This is a genomic window from Novosphingobium piscinae, assembly GCF_014230355.1.
Classification (GTDB): Bacteria; Pseudomonadota; Alphaproteobacteria; order Sphingomonadales; family Sphingomonadaceae; genus Novosphingobium; species Novosphingobium piscinae.
Map to the genome: position 1 here is coordinate 1 of NZ_JACLAX010000001.1, position 17,951 is coordinate 17,951.

Genomic DNA, 17,951 nt, shown 5'->3' on the forward strand with positions numbered 1-17,951 from the left:
GCCGCGCGGGCCAGCGCCACCCCGCCCGGACCGAGCGCCGGCGTGATTCCGCCGGTGTGCAACAGGCGGGCACCGGCCCGTGCCGCCGCGAAGTCGATCGTTTCGGGCCGGGCGAGGGCGAAGGCGCTGCCGGCGCGGTCATAGGTGATCTGCGCCGCGCGCTCGAGGCCGCCTGCGCCGCGCTGGCCACGGCCCCGCCCGAGGCGCGCGAGCTGGTGCTGCTCGATCCGGCCGCGGCGCAGTGGCTGCTGCTGACCCGCGCCGCCCTGCCGCTGACCGCGCCCGCTGCCGCGCCGGTGGCGATCGGCACCCTGCGCGAGGCCCGGCGCGAGAATCCGCGCGCGGCGGTCCGCACGATCGCGCGGCTCCACGGCCTGTCCGAGCGCGAGGCGGCGCTGGCGCATGGCTTGACCCTTGGCGAATCGATCCTCGAGGCCGGCGCGCGGCTGCGCCTGACCCCCGAGACCGCACGCAACTATTCGAAGCGGATCTATGCCAAGACCGGCACGCGCGGGCAGGCCGATCTGGTCCGCCTGCTGCTCACCGGCCTCGCCCCGCTGGGCTGAGCGTGCCTCGGCGTGCCGGCTCAGTCGGCCGGGCGGGTGGCCGAGGCGCCCGAGCGGTAGCCCGGCTCGGCGGGTTCACCGAAGGCGGCGAGGATCGCGGCATGGCGGGCCTCCAGGGCCGCGCGGTATTCCGGGTGGGTGACGATATAGGGCGCGCCCTCGGCAATCGCGCGGACCACCGCGCGCCCGACCCACAGCGGATCCATCATGTTGGCGCGGACCCGCTGCATGTGCGCGGGATCGTTGGCCACGGCGCGCGCCGCGTCGCGTTCGGCCATGCGGCTGCGGGTCAGCCCCGGGAACAGGGTGGAGACGCCCACCCCGGCCGGAGCCAGCTCCTCGCGCAGCGCGTCGGACAGGCCGAGCACCGCGAACTTGCTGGCCGAATAGGCGGCGAAGCTCCCGAACGGACTGAGCGCGTTGACCGAGGCGGTGTTGACGATGTGCCCGCTGCCACGCGCGACCATGCCCGGAGCGAAGGTGGCGATGCCGTGGTAGACCCCGGTGACGTTGACCGCCATCAGCCGCTCGAACTCCTCCGGTGGCACCGCGAGCAGCGGCTTGAAGCCGTTCGACACTCCGGCATTGTTGCACAGCACGTCGGGCACCTCGCCGATCGCGGCGCGCAGCGCGTGCCAGCTCGCCAGCGAGCGGACATCGAGCGTGAAGGCCCGCGCCCTGGCTGCGGCGGGCAGGCCGGCGGCGACCTCGGCGGCGAGGTCGCCCTCGAGGTCGGCGAGGATCAGCGAGGCTCCGGCCTCGGCGCAGGCCGCGGCGATCCCGGCCCCGATCCCGCCGCCCGCCCCGGTGACCAGCACGGTCCGCCCGGCGAGCGTGCTCATGCCCCGGGCTCCGCGTCGGCGACCGCGCGGGTGATCTGCATCCGCGCCCGGCCGAGCGCATGGCGCGCTTCAGCGGGGCCCTGCATCTCCACGGCCAGCCCGACGTGGGCCAGCGCCAGCAGCAGGTTGAGCAGGCGCTGCTCGGCCGGGTCGAGCGCGTGAAGCGGGCGCGCGTCGAGATGGGCGAGTGCCGAGGCGACCAGCGGGCTGGCCGCGGCAAAGAACTGTTCGCGCTCATCGCTCGTCGCTTCGCCGCGCCGTGCGGCGCGCGCCGCCGTGGTCGGCAAGGCCCAGCCGGCAACGAAGGGTTCGAGCGCGGCAAAGCCCGGGGGCAGGGCGGTCTCCCCGCTCATCCCCGCTGCTCCGGACCGGCTGCTCCCGCCTGGACGCGGCGGTCGACTTCGAGGAACAGGTGGCGGCAGAGCGCCTCCATCGACTGGAAGTGGATGTGCGAGAGCGCTCCGCTGGCCAGCCCGGCCTGTCCGCGCTCGATGATGCCGACATCCTCCGAATGGATGTCGCGCAGCTGGGCAAGGGCATATTCGCGTGCCAGCCGTTGGCTCGCGCTGGCGTCCTCGCCCACCCAGTAGACCCGCACCACGCCGCGCGACCGGTCTGCCGCCAGCGGATAGACCGTGTGCGAGAACGGCTGGGTCGGGGTGCCGATCACGAACAGGTTGGGGAACAGGGCCAGGTAGTCGCGCCCATGCGGCAGCGTCAGCAGCCCCTGTTCGGCCAGTGCGGGAATTCCGCAGAACGAGGCGGCCCGCTGGAACGGCTTGAGCGCGGGGTCGGGGTTCGACCAGATCCGCTGGGTGCGGTGCGGGCCGTGGAAGCCGATCTCGACCGGATAGCCGAACGGGTTGTCGCCGCCGACCCCGGCCCCGCCCGAGCGCGGATGGACGAAGCGCAGGTGGTAGTTCTCCTGGAAGTTGTCGTAGGTCAGCTTCCAGTTGGCGGCGATCTCGTAGGTGTACTCGCTGAAGGTCGTGGCCCGCGCGACCGGCATCTGCTCGAGCCGCCCGGCATAGTCGCCCAGCCAGTCGCGCAGCGGTTGGGCCTGCGGGTCGAAGTTGACGAACAGCAGCCCGGCGCACTCCTGCAGCGCCACCGGCTTCAGCCCGCAGTCCTCCTTGCGCAGGTGGAAGGCGCCGAAATCGGGGGCCGAAAGCAGATCGCCCTCCGGGCCGAAGGTCCACATGTGATAGGGACAGCTGAACCGGCTCTGCCGCCCCGCCGCCGCCTCGACCAGCTGGGTGCCGCGGTGCGGGCAGACATTGTGGAAGGCCCGCACGATCCCGTCGTTGCCCCGCACGATCAGCAGCGAGGCGCGCGCGAATTCGAGGTCGCGGCGCACGAAGGCGCCGGGCTCGGGCAGCTCGCAGGCGTGGCCGACATGGATCCAGCTGGTCAGGAACACGGCGCGCCGCTCGCGCTCGAAATAGGCGGGGTCGTAGTAGGGCGCGGCGGGGATGGGGTTGGTCCCCAGCCAGGCGACGGCGTCCGCGGGGATGGGGCTGAAGCTCGTTCCGGGGTGCGTCATGGGACCAGTCCTGTTGAGCGGGACCCCGAGGCTAAACTGCCCTGATCAAACTTTCAACACCAGTGTTGGAATTATTCGCGGAGCAGTCCGTCGCGGCGCAGCATGCGCTGCTGTTCGGCGCGGAACCGGGCGACCACCTCCTCCGCGCTGGCCTCGGGCCGGATGCTGTGGCGGAACACCCGCGGGCCGATGATCGCCCCGGCCAGCAGGAAGGCGCAGTAGACCTCGACGTCGACCGGCTCGGCCGGCGCGCGTGCGGCCTGGACCTGGGCCGTTGCCGTCACCAGGTCGTCCCAGCGGGGATAGCGTTCGCGGATGTCACCAGGGGCGATGAACTGCTCGATCCACAGCTTGATCAGGTCGGGATTGGCCAGCACGAACCGGGCGACAAAGTCGATCCGGTCGCTCTGGCTGGCAGGCGCCTCGAAGCCTTTCACCAGTTGTGCCGATGACCAGGCCTGGACGGCCTCGAGCAGCGCTTCGCGGCTGGTGAAGTGGTAATAGACCGTCGCGCGGTTCATCTTCACCGCGCGGGCCAGTGCGGCCACGGACAGGGCCTCCACGCCCTTTTCGGAGATGAGTCGGACAGCGGCCTCGATCAGGGCCTGGTGCGTGGCATCGAACGACTTGTTGCGGCGTTGGCGAGCGGGTGGGGCAGGGTCATCCATCGCCTGACTATGGACGAGCGTTCCGGCCAGGCCAACGGGCTCGCGCCACGGGGGCAGGCGCCGCAATATCTGATGGTAATGTGAATCATCTCTTGCTCATCACATCATAATGTGATCAAGCGTCGTCATGTCTAGTGAACTGATCGAACGAATCCGCCGCCTCGTCGTCGATGGCGGCATGTCGCGCTCCGGCCTGGCCCGCGCCGCCGGGCTCCACGCCAACACCCTGCGCGACCTCACGGAGCCAAGCTGGAATCCCACGGCCGAGACCCTCGCCAAGCTTGAACGCTTCCTGTCGGACAGCGACGACAGCCCGGCGCTGGTTCCGATCGAGGAGATCATCGAGGAGGCCCGCAACGGCCGCATGTTCATCCTCGTCGACGACGAGGACCGCGAGAACGAGGGCGATCTGGTGATCCCGGCGCAGATGGCCACGCCCGATGCGATCAACTTCATGGCCACCCACGGGCGCGGGCTGATCTGCCTGACCCTCACCCGCCAGCGCTGCGAGCAGCTCGGGCTCGAGCTGATGAGCCGCAACAACGGGACGCGCCACGAAACCGCCTTCACCGTCTCGATCGAGGCGCGCGAAGGGGTGACCACCGGCATCTCCGCCGGCGACCGCGCGCGCACCGTGGCCGTGGCGATTGATGCGGCCAAGACCCGCGACGACATCGTCACTCCGGGCCACGTCTTCCCGTTGATCGCGCGCGATGGCGGGGTGCTGGTCCGCACCGGCCATACCGAGGCCGCGGTCGACATCTCGCGCCTCGCCGGGCTCAACCCCTCGGGCGTGATCTGCGAGATCATGAAGGACGACGGGACCATGGCGCGGATGGACGACCTGATCCCCTTCGCGCGCAAGCACGGGCTCAAGATGGGCACGATCCGCGACCTGATCGAGTACCGCCGCCGCCACGACCACCTGGTCGAGCAGGTCGCCGAAACGCGCATGACCTCGGACTACGGCGGCGACTGGAAGCTGCTGACGTACCGCAACAAGATCGACGGCACGAACAGCTTCGTGCTGCAGAAGGGCCAGGTCGTACCCGGCCAGCCGACGCTGACGCGGGTCCATGCCATGTCGCTCTTCGACGATATCCTCGGCCGGCCCGGACCGAAGAAGCGGACCCTCCAGCGGGCCATGGACGCGATCGGCGCGGCCGGGGCGGGGGTGATCGTGCTGCTGGTGCCGCCGCCCGGAACCCAGCCCATGCCCGAGGGCGAGATGGACCTGCGCACCTATGGGGTCGGCGCCCAGATCCTGGCCGATCTCGGCGTGCACGACATGGTCCTGCTGACCAATGCCCACCGCAACCTCGTGGCCCTTGACGGCTATGGCCTCAACGTGGTGGGCGAACAGGCCATTCCCCCGGAGAACGCATAAGATGTCCCGTTTCCTCATTGTCGAAGCCCGTTTCTACGATCACCTCAACGACATGCTGGTCGCCGGGGCCAAGGCGGCGCTGACCGCGGCGGGGCATGAGGTGGAGGTCGTCACCGTGCCCGGCGCGCTCGAGATCCCGGGGGCGATCGCACTGGCCGACCAGGCCGACCGCTACGATGGCTATGTCGCGATCGGCGTGGTGATCCGCGGCGAGACCTACCATTTCGAGATCGTGGCGGGGGAAAGCGCGCGCGGGATCATGGCGCTGACCATGGACGGGCTGGCCATCGGCAATGGCATCCTCACGGTCGAGAACGAGGCCCAGGCGATCGTCCGGGCCGATCCGGCACAGAAGGACAAGGGCGGCGAGGCGGCCAAGGCCGCGCTGGCGCTGCTCAAGCTGCGCGAACGCTGGGCCTGATCCGGCGCGGCAGGGGCCGGGATGAACCTCCAGCACCTGCGCTTCTTCACCGCGCTGGCGCGGGAGCGCCACTTCGCCGCCGCAGCCGAGGCCTGCGGGGTGACCCAGCCGACGCTCTCGGCCGGGCTGCGCGCGCTCGAGCAGGAGCTGGGCAAGCGGCTGGTCGAGCGCGACCGGCGCTTCATCGGGCTGACCGAGCACGGTCAGGCGATCCTGCCCTGGGCGCAGCAGGTGCTGGGCAGCCTGCGCGGTCTGACCCAGGCGGCCGGGGCCCTGTCGGCCCCGCTGCAGGGCGAATTCCGGCTCGCCGCGATCCCGGCGGCGCTGCCGCTGATCGGTCCGTTCGGCGCCGCCCTGATGGCGCAGCATCCCGGCCTGACCCTGGCGGTCCATTCCGCCACCGCGCGCGAGATCGCGCGCGGGCTGGCCGCCAGTGCCTTCGATGCCGGGGTGACCTATCTCGATCACGAACCGCCCGCCGACGTGCTGGCCGTGCCGCTCCACGCCGAGCGCCACCTGTTCGTCGCGCGGCGCGGCGGCGCTTTTGACCGCCACCGCGCGGCGACCTGGGCCGAGGTCGCCGCCGAGCGGCTCTGCCTGCTCCACCAGGGCATGCAGTTCCGCCGCATCCTTGACCGCGAGTTCGCCGCGCGGGGGCTGGCGGTCAGCCCGGCCGCGGTCGCCGACAGCTATGTCTCGCTGCTCGCGCTGGTCCGCACCGGTGGGTTCGGCACGGTGATCCCCGATGCCTATGCCGATCTGGTCGCCGGGCAGGACTGGGCTGTGCTGCTCCCCTTTTCGGCCCCCGCGCCCGATCGGCGGATGGGGCTGGTGGTGGTCAACCGCGATCCGTTGGGGCCGCTGGCGCGGGCCGGGCTGCAGGCCGCACAGGCTGCTGGCGCCGGGCCAGACAGCGCCCTCTGATAGATTTTTTCTATCACTGGTCGGCGGTTTTGATTTGACCACGCCGGCTGATCGCGCGCACCTGCGGGCATGGCCGCGATCACCATCGAGGATATTCTGGCCCGGCACGATGGGCGCGAAGGCGCGCTGCTGCCGATCCTGCACGATGTGCAGGCCGCGTTAGGCTACGTCCCGGAAGCCGCCATCCGCGCGATCGCCAAGGCGCTCAACCTCAGCCGCGCCGAGGTCCACGGCGTGGTCTCGTTCTATCACGACTTCCGCCCCGAGCCGGGGCCGCGCGCGGTGATCAAGTTGTGCCGGGCCGAAGCCTGCCAGGCGCGCGGCAGCGAGGCACTGGCCGCGGCGGTCCGCGGGTCGGACCGCGTGGCGATCGAGCCGGTCTATTGCCTCGGGCTGTGCAGCGTCGGGCCCAACGCACTGATTGGCGAGGCGGTTCACGCCCGGCTCGATGTCGCCCGGCTGACCGCGCTGGTGGAGGCGCTGGCGTGACCGCCGCGGCGCCGATCGTGCGGATCAGCGACGATGCCCTGGCCCTGGCCTGCGGGGCCGATGCCGTCGCCGCCGCCTTCGCCGCGCAAGGCTGCGAGGTGCGCCGGGTGTCGAGCCGGGGCATGCATCGGCTCGAGCCGCTCGCCGAGATCGACGGGCAGGGCTTCGGTCCACTGGCGCCGGGAGACGTCGCCGCGGTGCTGGCCGGCACCAGCGGCCGGGCGATCGGCCGAGTCGAGGCGCACCCCTTCCTGGCCCGCCAGCAGCGCCTGATCTTCGCGCGGGCCGGGATCACCCGGCCGCTCAGTCTGGCCGACTATGCCGCGACGGGCGGCTGGGCCGGGCTGGAGCAGGCCCGTGCCATCGGTCCGGCGGCAACGCTCGACGCGGTCGAGGCCTCGGGCCTGCGCGGGCGCGGCGGGGCGGGGTTCCCGGCAGGCACCAAGTGGCGCACGGTCGCCGGGGCGCCGGGCGCGACGAAGTACGTGGTCTGCAACGCCGACGAGGGCGACAGCGGCACCTTCGCCGACCGCATGGTAATGGAGGGCGATCCGTTCCTCCTGCTCGAAGGCATGGCCATCGCCGCCCATGCGGTGGGGGCAGGCCGGGGCTACATCTACGTCCGCAGCGAATATCCCCATGCGATCCGCAAGCTGGAAGCTGCGATCGCGCTGGCCGCGCCGCAGCTCGCGCCGTTCACGGTCGAGGTGCGCGTGGGTGCCGGGGCCTATGTTTGCGGCGAGGAGACCTCGCTGCTCAATTCGCTGGAGGGCAAGCGCGGCGAGGTGCGGGCCAAGCCGCCCCTGCCCGCGCTGGCCGGGCTGTTCGGGCGGCCGACCGTGGTCAACAACGTGCTCACGCTCGCCTCGGTGCCGTGGATCCTCGCCAACGGGGCCGAGGCCTATCAGGCGATCGGCTTCGGCCGCTCGCGCGGGACCATGCCGATCCAGCTGGCCGGCAACGTGAAGCATGGCGGTCTGTTCGAGGTGGGCTTCGGCATCACCCTGGGCGAGCTGGTGAACGAGATCGGCGGCGGCACCGCCAGCGGGCGGCCGGTCAAGGCGGTGCAGGTCGGCGGGCCGCTCGGGGCCTACCACCCGCCCGCCGATTTCCACCTGCCGTTCGACTATGAGAGCTTCGCCGCGGCCGATGGCTTGATCGGCCATGCCGGGCTGGTGGTGTTTGATGACAGCGCCGACATGCGGGCCCAGGCCCGCTTCGCCATGGCCTTCTGCGCGGCCGAGAGCTGCGGCAAGTGCACGCCGTGCCGGATCGGCTCGACCCGCGGGGTGGAGCTGCTCGACCGGCTCGGAGCGTCGGACCGGCAACCGCGCGGGCCCGATGCGGTCGAGGCCCTGCCGCAGATGCGCAATGCGGCCAAGGCGCCGCGTGGGTCCGCCGCCGAAATCGCCCTGCTCGAAGACCTGTGCGAGACGATGAAGTTCGGCTCGCTCTGCGCGCTGGGCGGGTTCACCCCCTATCCGGTGCTCAGCGCCCTGCGCCACTGGCCCGAGGAGTTCGGGGCGTGACCGCCGGCGCGGTGACCATCCCGGTGCGGACCACGGCCTATGCCGTCGCGGGCACCCCGGGCGAGCGTGTGGTCCCGGTCGAGGCGCCCATCGGAATCGAGATCAACGGCCTGGCCTATGCGGTGATGATGGCGACCCCCTGCGATCTGGAGGACTTCGTCACCGGCTTCGTCCTGGCCGAAGGACTGGCCACGGTGGCCGAACTGGGCCCGGTGCAGCTCCATCCGGTTGCGGCGGGTGAGGGCACGGTTGCCCGGATCACCCTGCCGGCCGAGCGGCTCGGCCCGGTCATGGCGCGGGCCCGGCTGCGCTCCGGTGACAGCTCCTGCGGGATCTGCGGGATCGACAGCGTCGAGGCGGCGCTGCGGCCGTTGCCGCCCCTCGCCGCGCGCGCGGCGATTGCGCCCGAGGCGATCCGCCGCGCGCTGCAGGCCATGCGCGATCAGCAGGTGCTCGGGCGCGCGACTGCCGCGACCCATGCCGCCGCCTTCGCCGGGGCCGACGGCGCGGTGACCGTGCTGCGCGAGGACGTCGGCCGGCACAATGCGCTCGACAAGGTGATCGGCGCGCTCGCCCGCGCTGGTGTCGATCCCGCCAGTGGCTTCCTGGTAGTCACCTCACGCTGCTCCTATGAGCTGGTCGAGAAGACCGTGCGCGCCGGCTGCCCGCTGCTGGTGGCGATTTCCGCCCCGACCGACCTCGCCGTGCGCCGCGCGGCCGCCGCCGGGCTGGCGCTGGCGGTGATCGCGCGCGACGACACGATGACCTGGGCCACTGAACCCGCGATGGAGATCGCTCATGTCCTATGAGCCGCAGCCCGATTTCGGCACTCCGGCCGTGCGCGAGGGTGCGCCGGTCACCCTGACGATCGACGGCCGCCAGGTCACCGTGCCCGAGGGCACCAGCGTGATGCGCGCCGCCGCCGAGATCGGCGGGGCGATCCCCAAGCTCTGCGCGACCGACACCGTCGCCGCCTATGGTTCGTGCCGCATGTGCCTGGTCGAGATCGAGGGCCAGCGCGGCACCCCGGCCTCCTGCACCACCCCGGTACGCCCCGGCATGGTCGTGCAGACCCAGACCCCGCGCCTCGAAAAGCTGCGCCGCGGGGTGATGGAGCTCTACATCTCCGACCACCCGCTCGATTGCCTGACCTGCTCGGCCAACAACGATTGCGAGCTGCAGGACACCGCCGCGCAGGTGGGCCTGCGCGACGTGCGCTATGGCTATGCCGGGGCGAACCATCTCGACGCACCGGTCGACGCCTCGAACCCCTATTTCGATTTCGATCCGGCCAAGTGCATCGTCTGCTCGCGCTGCGTGCGCGCCTGCGAGGAGGTCCAGGGCACCTTTGCCCTGACCATCGAGGGGCGGGGTTTCGACGCCAAGGTTTCGGCCGGGCTCGCCTCGGACACCTTCCTCGGCTCCGAGTGCGTCTCGTGCGGGGCCTGCGTTGCCGCCTGTCCGACCGCGACCCTCAACGAGAAGGCGGTCAAGGACATCGGCAAGCCCGAGCGCGCGGTGATCACCACCTGCGCCTATTGCGGCGTGGGCTGCACCTTCCGCGCCGAGCTGCGCGGGCAGCAGCTGGTGCGGATGGTGCCGTGGAAGGACGGCAAGGCCAACCGCGGCCACTCCTGCGTCAAGGGCCGCTTCGCCTGGGGCTATGCCCACCACGCCGACCGCATCACCAGGCCGATGATCCGCGAGCAGATCACGGACCCGTGGCGCGAGGTGAGCTGGGACGAGGCGATCAGCTTCACCGCCGCGCGCCTTGCCGCGATCAAGGCGCAGCACGGCGCGCGGGCGCTGGGCGGGATCACCTCGAGCCGCTGCACCAACGAGGAGGCCTTCCTTGTCCAGAAGCTGGTGCGCGGCGGGTTCGGCAGCAACAATGTCGATACCTGCGCGCGGGTCTGCCATTCCCCCACCGGCTATGGCCTGGCCAAGACCTTCGGGACCAGCGCGGGTACGCAGGACTTCGATTCGGTCGAGGACAGCGACGTTGTCCTGATCATCGGCGCCAACCCGACCGACGGCCACCCGGTCTTCGCCAGCCGCCTGAAGAAGCGGCTGCGCCAGGGCGCCCGGCTGATCGTGATCGACCCGCGGCGGATCGACATGGTCCGCTCGCCGCATGTGCAGGCGGACTACCACCTGCCGCTCCAGCCCGGCACCAATGTGGCGATCCTGACCGCCATGGCGCACGTGATCGTCACCGAGGGCCTGGCCGACGAGGTCTTCGTGCGCGAGCGCTGCGACTGGGACGAGTACCAGGACTGGGCCCGCTTCGTCAGCGATCCGCGGCATTCACCCGAAACGCTCGAGCCGGTCACCCGGGTTCCCGCCGCCGATCTGCGCGGTGCTGCGCGGCTGTTCGCGACCGGCGGAAACGGGGCCATCTATTACGGCCTTGGCGTCACCGAGCACTCGCAGGGCTCCTCGACCGTGCTGGCGATCGCCAATCTGGCCATGGCCACCGGCAACATCGGCCGGCGCGGGGTGGGGGTGAACCCCTTGCGCGGGCAGAACAACGTGCAGGGCGCCTGCGACATGGGCTCCTTCCCGCACGAGCTGGCCGGCTACCGCCACATCTCCGACGCTGCCACCCGCGCGCAGTTCGAGGCCGAGTGGGGCACCGCGCTCGATCCCGAGCCGGGGCTGCGCATCCCCAACATGCTCGACGCGGCGGTCGATGGGACGTTCAAGGCGCTCTACATCCAGGGCGAGGACATCCTGCAATCGGACCCCAACACGCACCACGTGGCGGCCGGGCTGGCGGCGATGGACTGCGTGATCGTCCACGACCTGTTCCTCAACGAGACCGCCAACTACGCCCACGTCTTTCTCCCCGGTTCGACCTTCCTGGAAAAGACCGGCACCTTCACCAATGCCGAGCGGCGGGTGCAGATGGTGCGGCGGGTGATGGACCCGGCGAATGGCTATGAAGACTGGGAGGTGACCCAGCTCCTCGCCAAGGCCATGGGCCTCGGCTGGTCCTATACCCACGCCAGCCAGATCATGGACGAGATCGCCCGGCTGACCCCCAGCTTTGCTGGGATCAGCCATGCCCGGCTCGAGGCGGAGGGCGGGCTGCAGTGGCCAGTCAACGATGCTGCACCGCAGGGCAGTCCGATCATGCACGTGGACGGCTTCGTGCGGGGCAAGGGCAAGTTCGTGGTGACAGAGTACATCCCCACCGACGAGCGCACCGGACCGCGCTATCCGCTGCTGCTCACCACCGGGCGGATCCTCAGCCAGTACAACGTCGGCGCGCAGACCCGCCGCACCGCCAATTCGGTGTGGCACGAGGAGGATCTGCTGGAGATCCATCCGCTCGATGCCGAGAACCGCGGGCTGCAATCGGGTGACTGGGTGCGCCTGGCCTCGCGCGCGGGGGAGACGACGCTGCGCGCGCTGGTGACCGACCGGGTCGCCCCGGGGGTGGTCTATACCACGTTCCACCACCCCGACACCCAGGCCAACGTGGTCACCACCGACAACAGCGACTGGGCCACCAACTGTCCCGAATACAAGGTCACCGCGGTGCAGGTCTCGGCCTCGAACGGGCCGAGCGAGTGGCAGCAGGGCTATGCCGCACAGAGCCGCCTGGCGCGGCGGGTCGAGGCCGCCGAATGAGCAGCGGGGTCGAAGCCAACCTGATCCGCATGGCCAACCAGATCGCCGCCAATCTCGCCGCGCAGGGCGAGGCGGCGGCCGTGGCCGAGACTGCCGCGCACATCACGCGCTACTGGGACCCGCGGATGCGCGCGGCGATCCTCGCGGCCGATGCCGCCGGGCTCTCGCCGATCGCGCGTGCCGCCATCGCCAGCCTGCCGCGCTGAACAAGTTTCCTCGAGGAAACTTTTGCCGCGCGGATAGCCCGCTGTCCCCCGATCAGTCAGCCAGGGCGGCGTAGCGGAAATCGCTGAAGCGGGCGCTGCCCGTGCCTGCGGCATAGAGCCCCGGCTTGAGCGAGAGGAAGCCGCCGCGCACGTTGTGGTGATAGCCCGAGACCTCCATGCCGCGGTCGAAGCGCTGCCAGGTCCGCCCGTCATCCCCGCTGGTGTGGATCGCCACGATGTGGCGGCGGTTGGTGATCCGCAGCCGCATCCGGGCGCCATGCGGGTTGGCCGGCCGGCCCCGCTCGATCCCGTACTGGTGGGTGACGAAGCGTGCGGTGTCGAACCCGAGCCCGCAATAGAGCTTGTCGTCGTAGAACAGCACCAGCCCGGCGGTGCAGCCGGGATCGATCGCGATCGTGCACTCGAAGCGGTAGCTGGTGTCGCCGGCGTTGAGCAGCAGCGGCGATCCGCTCGACGGTGCCAGCCCGCGCGCTGCCAGATGGAGCTGCCCCTCCGCCACTCGCACGCGCGCGGCTTCGTCCGGGGCCGGGCGGAAGAAGGTCCACTTGGCGCCCAGCGCGAGTGGCCCGCCGAACGCGTCCGACAGCGCCATCCCGTGCGGCACGGCCTGTCCTCCGCGCGGCTTGGCCAGCGGGCGCGACAGATCGCCTCCGGTCATGCGGAACCAGCCGTCGGCGGTCCATTCCACCGGATCGAGCAGGCATTGCCGGCCGAGCGTCCAGAAGTCCTTGCGATAGCCGTGATACAGCGACCACCAGGTGCCGTCGGGAGCCTCGACCAGCGAGGCGTGTCCACGCGACCACCAGGCCTCATCCAGCGAGCGGGTGCGGACCAGCGGGTTGCCTGGATGCTGTTCCCACGGTCCGTGAAGCGAGCGCGATCGCGCCGCGATCACCATGTGCCCGGTCGGCGGGCCGGCGGTGCCGCCCACCGCGGTGAGCATGTAGAACCAGCCGCCATGGCGGTGGATCTTGGGTCCCTCGGGCGAGAAGCCCTCGACGTCCCAGTCATCCGGATAGCGCCACGGATCGTAGACATGCTCGACCGGACCGGCGAGGCGCAGCCCGTCATCGCTCAGCCGCACGCGGTCGCCGCCCGACAGGAACAGCCAGCGCGATCCGTCCTCGGCCACGGCATGGCAGGGATCGATGTGCCGGTTGAGCCCCAGCGGAACCGGATCGCTCCACGGCCCGTCGATGTGATCGGCCCAGATCACGAAGATGTCGTTGGGACTGGCCTTGACCGGAATGTAGAGGAAATAGCGCCCTGCGTGCTTTTCCAGGCTCACAGCCCACACTGAGCCGATGTTGCGGGTCAGCGCCGGGCGGCGCGGCTGCCAGTTCACCAGATCGCGGCTGTGCCAGATGGTGAGGCCGGGATAGGCATCGAAGCTGGAGAAGGTCAGGTAATAGTCCGCGCCGTCCTTGAGGATCGCCGGATCAGGGCGGTCACCGCTGAGCACCGGGTTGAGGAAGCGGCCATTGCCAAGGTCTGGCGCGAGCTGTCCCTCGATTCCCCGGCCCGTTCGCGTCGCGGTCCGGCCCGCGGCAGGCGCCGCGCTGACCGCGGCGCCGCCGAGCAGCGCGAAACCCAGCGCGGCGCGGCGATCGACCAGCATCAGCCCAGCCCCACGGTGCGCACCCAGGCGCGCCACAGCTCGGGCCAGGCTTCGACCGGCTTGCCGACCGTCTGGCGCAGCCCGAAACCGTGTCCGCCGTGGGTGAACAGGTGGGTCTCGACCGGCACTCCGGCGGCGCGCAGGGCGGCGCGCAGGCGCAGCGTGTTCTCCACCGGCACCGTGGGATCGTCCTCGGCATGAAGCAGGAAATGCGGCGGGGCGGCGGCAGTCAGCGTGCGGTCGGGCGAATGGGCGGCCTCGGCCTCGGCGGTGGGTGCCGGGCCGAGCAGCTTGAGGCGCGAGCCGGCGTGGGCGACCGCCGGGTCCATCGAGACCACCGGATAGATCGGCGCGGCGCAGAGCGGCCGGGCCGAGAGCCGGTCGGCGGCGTCGACCGGGTCATAGACCCGCGCGGCAAAGCGTGCGGCAAGGTCGGCACAGACGTGCCCTCCGGCAGAGAAGCCCATCGTCGCGACGCGCTCGGGATCGATCGCGAAGTCGCGCGCGCGGTGGCGGATCAGGCGCAGCGCGCGCTGGGCGTCGGCCAGCGGCACGTCGGCGGGGCGGGCCCAGCCCTCGCCGGGCAGGCGGTAGAACAGGACGAAGGCGGTGAAGCCGCGCGCGGCCAGCCAGCGGCCCAGCTCGTAGCCCTCCTTGTCGATCACCACCAGGCGGTAGCCGCCCCCCGGGGTGATCAGCACGGCGGCGCCGTTGGGACGGTCGGGACGGAACACGACCATGCGGGGGCGCGCGATGCCGGTCACCGAGCGGTCGGTCATCACCGCGTCGGGCGCGCGCTCCTCGACTTGCTCGACCGGGGCAGGGCTGGGCATGCCCGGCGCGCCGCCCGGCCAGAGGTCGATCGTCTCGACTGGCTGGGGCAACCCGGCCGGCACCCCGCGCGATGACACGGGCGGGGGCGTCTGGGCCCCCGCCCGCGTCGCAACCATCCCCCCGGCCAGGCTCGCGGCCAGAACCGATCGTCGATCAGGCACCGTGCCGCTCCTCTGTCCTCATGTCCCGGGGGTGTGGAAGGCTGGTCGGGTCAGTAACGGAAGCGTGCCCCCGCCATGATGATCCGGCCGAAGTGGTTGTTCTCGTAGTTGCGGTCAGCGTCCCAGTCGGTGAAGCGGTAGCGGTAGGTGTCGAGCAGGTTGTTGCCTTCCAGCGAGATCTCGATGTTGTCGGTCAGCTTGTAGCGGATCGAGGCATCGAGGTTGGTGGTGGCGCCAAAGCCTTCCAGCAGGTTGCCGGTGCCCGAGGCACCCTCGTGGAAGCGGCCGCGGTAGCTGACCATCGCGCGGGCCGAGAACTTGCCGTCATCGTAGTAGATCGTGCCGTTCCAGGCGGTCCGCGAGACGTTGGCCAGGGTGTTGACCACGGTCACGTTGCTGAGCGGGCCAAGTGCGCCGGTGGTCGGCACGAAGGCACTGGTGATCGGCCCTTGCAGGTTGAAGGTCGCGCTCGAGTCGATGAAGGTCGCGTTGGCGATCACGCCGAAGTGCTGCAGCAGGCCGCTGTCGGTGAAGACATTGAAGGGCAGCTGCAGGGCCAGTTCCACGCCTTTCAGGGCTGCACCCGAGCCGTTGATCGTGGTCTGGAGCGTCCAGATCGGCTGGATCAGCTGGTCGTTGACCGTACCGATCGACTGGGCCGCCGGCGACGAGGGGTTGAGCGCCGAAACCGGCGCGCCGGTCTGGGCATAGGTCAGCCCGGTAATCGAACCGGCCTGGGTGAAGGTCTTCACGTCCTTCTTGAACAGGGCGACCGAGGCGATCGCGCCCGGTGCGAAGTACCATTCGAACGAGAGGTCGTAGTTGGTCGCGCGGAACGGGTCGAGGTTGGGGTTGCCGGTGTTGACGCGCTGGTTGAACCCGTCGGCCGAGCCGCCCGGGGTCAGTGCGCCAAGCGAGGGCCGCGTGATGACGTCGGCCACCGCGCCGCGGATGATCACCGACTGGGTCGGATAGAGCGCCACGTTGATCGCCGGGAGCCAGTTGTCGTAGCTGCGCTTGACAGTGTTGTTGACCGTCCCGACCAGGCCGTACGAGCTCTGCAGCGTCTTCACGTAGCGGACGCCGAAGTTCAGCGCATAGTCCAGCCCGAGCAGGTTGCCCTTGGCGTCGGCCTGGAGATAGCCGCCGCGGGTTTCCTCGGTCACGCCGCGGATGTTGCCGGCATCGGCGACCAGCGGCCGGCTGTAGAGCTGGGTGAAGGCCGCGGCGGCAGGCAGGTTGGCGACCAGCCACTGGTTGGTGTTGCCGGCCGGCTGGCCCGAGGGCCGCAGAGTGAACAGCTCGGACAGGGCCGGGGTCACCTGGAAGCCGTAGATCGCGGTCGGCCCGAATACCGAGGTGAGCGAGCAGGCGATCGTGCCCGAGGTGCTGGTGACCACGCTGGTGCCGCCGTTGCCGCAGACCGAGGCGTCACGGGTATAGGCCGCCACGTCGAAGTTGAAGCGCCGCCACACGCCGCCCAGCTTGATCTGGAAGTCCTCGGTGACGTCCCACTCGGTGCGCAACTGCACGGTCTTGAAGCGGTTGGTGGTGTTCGACGGGCGGTCGCGGATCTCGGCGAGCTGGAAATTCGCCGGATCGGTCACGCTGGTGCCGAAGGTGAGCTTCGGACGGCGCATGTCGGTGTAGTCGTAGCTGTAGCCCTGCGCGTCGCGATCGTCGAACATGATCGTCGTCTCGACCGGGATGTCGGCATCCGACTTCGAGACGCCGCCGACCAGGGTGAAGCGCAGCTTGTCGCTGACGTCCTGGTCCCAGGTCAGGCCGACCTGGTAGAACTCGGTCGAGCTCTGACGCAGGTAGTTCTCGGTGCGGACCCAGGCGTCGTTGAGCGTCGCCTTGATCATGTTGTTGTTGGCGTCATAGACCGGGTTGACCACGTCGACCGAGCGCTCGTTCGAACGCAGCAGGACCTCGCCCCACTTCTCGCCGCGGTTTTCCTTGAAGCGCGAGAACAGCGCGTCGAGCGAGAACTTGGTCTTCTCGGTCGGCTCGAACTGGACCGAGCCGGTAACGCCAAGGCGCTCGCGCATGTGGTTGATCTCGCCATAGCGCGGGATGCGCGGGTGGAACGACAGGGTCGCCCGGTCGCAGGCCGCGCTGGGCCGGTAGGTGCCGCCGCTGTTCGGGCGCGCCGTGGTATAGGCGAGGGTGCCGGCGGCGATGCTGCCGGTGGTGTTGGCGAAGCAGGGCGTCCCGTCGACCGAGTCGAACCGGGCCTGGGCCCAGCGCACGGTGTTGTTGCCCATCTGCAGCGTGTAGATCTTCGAATAGGCGGCCGAGATCGAGGCGCCGAAGGTCCCGGCATCGTTGCGCCAGCTGAGCAGGCCGGCGAGGCGCGGACCGGTCTTCTTGGCCAGGTCGTTGTAGGAGGCCACGGCCGAGAACGCGCCGTGGAGCCCGGCCTTGCCGGCCAGCGGGTTGCCGGTGTTCAGATCGACCACCGCGCCCAGCGACCCTTCGTCGAGGCTGGCCTCGGCGGTCTTGTGGACGACCAGGCTGCTGAACAGTTCCGAGGCGAAAATGTTGAAATCGAAGGCGCGGTCGCGGTTGGCGCTGGCGCCGTCGGTCGAGGTCGCGATGGTCTCCAGCCCGTTCAGGCGGACGCGGGTGAACTGCGAGCCGAGGCCGCGCACGGTGATCGCGCGGCCTTCGCCAGCGTCACGCACGATCGAGATGCCGGGAATGCGCTGCAGCGATTCGGCCAGGTTCTGGTCGGGGAACTTGGCGATGTCCTCGGCCACGATCGCGTCGACCGCGGCGACCGAGATGCGCTTCACATTGAGCGCCTTCTCGAGCGACTGGCGGAAGCCGGTGACGACGATGTCCGACGCGCTGGCCTCCTCGGCCGCCGCCTCGGCGGCGGGTGCCGGCGCGGCCGGGGTGGGCGCCGCGTCCTGCGCGCGCAGCGCGGTCGGCCCTGCCAGCGCCGTGCCTGCGATCAGCGCCAGCTTGAGCAGCGAAAGCCCCGAAACCGACCGCCCTGCAATGTCCTTGCCCATTCCCATTCCCCTCGACGCCTTTGCGGCGATTAGCATTGATACCGGTGTCAGGAACGGATGGACCAAAAGGGATCCTGCCCCGA

The 17,951-nt window shown here is 70.5% G+C and carries 16 protein-coding genes; 9 read left to right on the plus strand and 7 right to left on the minus strand.

The annotated features are described in order from the left end of the window. On the plus strand, positions 1-566 hold a 566-nt coding region (locus H7F53_RS17590; RefSeq protein WP_425498151.1), incomplete at its 5' end, for a helix-turn-helix transcriptional regulator. A 20-nt stretch (positions 567-586) separates the two neighbouring features. Here H7F53_RS17590 and H7F53_RS00010 read toward each other — a convergent pair. The 4 genes from H7F53_RS00010 to H7F53_RS00025 form a co-directional block, all read right to left on the minus strand. Next, entirely contained in the window at positions 587-1,408 is an 822-nt protein-coding gene (locus H7F53_RS00010; protein ID WP_185677424.1) for an SDR family NAD(P)-dependent oxidoreductase, read from the minus strand. Then, positions 1,405-1,761, minus strand: a complete 357-nt coding sequence (locus H7F53_RS00015; protein WP_185677425.1) for a hypothetical protein — start codon at positions 1,759-1,761, stop codon at positions 1,405-1,407. The genes H7F53_RS00010 and H7F53_RS00015 overlap by 4 nt, the downstream gene beginning before the upstream one ends. Then, complete coding sequence (locus H7F53_RS00020; RefSeq protein ID WP_185677426.1) at positions 1,758-2,951, minus strand: aromatic ring-hydroxylating oxygenase subunit alpha; 1,194 nt, start codon at positions 2,949-2,951, stop codon at positions 1,758-1,760. The genes H7F53_RS00015 and H7F53_RS00020 overlap by 4 nt, the downstream gene beginning before the upstream one ends. Positions 2,952-3,022: 71 nt before the next feature. Beyond that, positions 3,023-3,619, minus strand: a complete 597-nt coding sequence (locus H7F53_RS00025) for a TetR/AcrR family transcriptional regulator (protein ID WP_185677427.1) — start codon at positions 3,617-3,619, stop codon at positions 3,023-3,025. Between the two features lie 127 nt (positions 3,620-3,746). Between H7F53_RS00025 and ribB the strand changes: the two genes are divergently transcribed. From ribB to H7F53_RS00065, 8 genes are all read left to right on the plus strand, one after another. Then, the gene (gene ribB / locus H7F53_RS00030; RefSeq protein WP_185677428.1) at positions 3,747-5,006 is read left to right on the plus strand and encodes a 3,4-dihydroxy-2-butanone-4-phosphate synthase; all 1,260 of its coding nucleotides are present in this window, start codon (positions 3,747-3,749) and stop codon (positions 5,004-5,006) included. A 1-nt stretch (position 5,007) separates the two neighbouring features. Further along, positions 5,008-5,427 carry a 6,7-dimethyl-8-ribityllumazine synthase gene (gene ribH / locus H7F53_RS00035; protein WP_185677429.1) on the plus strand — a complete coding sequence of 140 codons (420 nt, stop codon included), beginning with the start codon at positions 5,008-5,010 and terminating at the stop codon, positions 5,425-5,427. A 21-nt stretch (positions 5,428-5,448) separates the two neighbouring features. Then, a complete protein-coding gene (locus H7F53_RS00040; RefSeq protein WP_185677430.1) occupies positions 5,449-6,351 on the plus strand; it encodes a LysR family transcriptional regulator in 903 nt (300 codons plus the stop codon). A 69-nt stretch (positions 6,352-6,420) separates the two neighbouring features. Next, positions 6,421-6,840 (plus strand): NAD(P)H-dependent oxidoreductase subunit E, encoded by a 420-nt coding sequence (locus H7F53_RS00045; protein WP_185677431.1) that lies wholly within the window; start codon positions 6,421-6,423, stop codon positions 6,838-6,840. Continuing rightward, a complete protein-coding gene (locus H7F53_RS00050; protein WP_343061825.1) occupies positions 6,837-8,369 on the plus strand; it encodes an NADH-ubiquinone oxidoreductase-F iron-sulfur binding region domain-containing protein in 1,533 nt (510 codons plus the stop codon). The genes H7F53_RS00045 and H7F53_RS00050 overlap by 4 nt, the downstream gene beginning before the upstream one ends. Beyond that, positions 8,366-9,178: a formate dehydrogenase accessory sulfurtransferase FdhD gene (gene fdhD / locus H7F53_RS00055; RefSeq protein WP_185677432.1), complete on the plus strand. Its 813-nt coding sequence runs from the start codon at positions 8,366-8,368 to the stop codon at positions 9,176-9,178. Before H7F53_RS00050 ends, fdhD begins: the two co-directional genes overlap by 4 nt. Continuing rightward, a complete protein-coding gene (gene fdhF, locus H7F53_RS00060; RefSeq protein ID WP_185677433.1) occupies positions 9,168-12,005 on the plus strand; it encodes a formate dehydrogenase subunit alpha in 2,838 nt (945 codons plus the stop codon). Before fdhD ends, fdhF begins: the two co-directional genes overlap by 11 nt. Then, positions 12,002-12,211 carry a formate dehydrogenase subunit delta gene (locus tag H7F53_RS00065; protein WP_246438360.1) on the plus strand — a complete coding sequence of 70 codons (210 nt, stop codon included), beginning with the start codon at positions 12,002-12,004 and terminating at the stop codon, positions 12,209-12,211. Before fdhF ends, H7F53_RS00065 begins: the two co-directional genes overlap by 4 nt. Before the next feature lie 52 nt (positions 12,212-12,263). Here the strand turns inward: H7F53_RS00065 and H7F53_RS00070 are convergent, their stop codons facing one another. From H7F53_RS00070 to H7F53_RS00080, 3 genes are all read right to left on the minus strand, one after another. Beyond that, on the minus strand, positions 12,264-13,850 hold the full coding sequence (locus tag H7F53_RS00070) for a family 43 glycosylhydrolase (protein ID WP_185677434.1): 1,587 nt from the start codon (positions 13,848-13,850) through the stop codon (positions 12,264-12,266). Next, on the minus strand, positions 13,850-14,800 hold the full coding sequence (locus tag H7F53_RS00075; RefSeq protein WP_185677788.1) for an alpha/beta hydrolase: 951 nt from the start codon (positions 14,798-14,800) through the stop codon (positions 13,850-13,852). Before H7F53_RS00075 ends, H7F53_RS00070 begins: the two co-directional genes overlap by 1 nt. Positions 14,801-14,895: 95 nt before the next feature. Next, positions 14,896-17,868, minus strand: a complete 2,973-nt coding sequence (locus H7F53_RS00080) for a TonB-dependent receptor (RefSeq protein ID WP_246438361.1) — start codon at positions 17,866-17,868, stop codon at positions 14,896-14,898. Between the last annotated feature and the right edge of the window lie 83 nt (positions 17,869-17,951).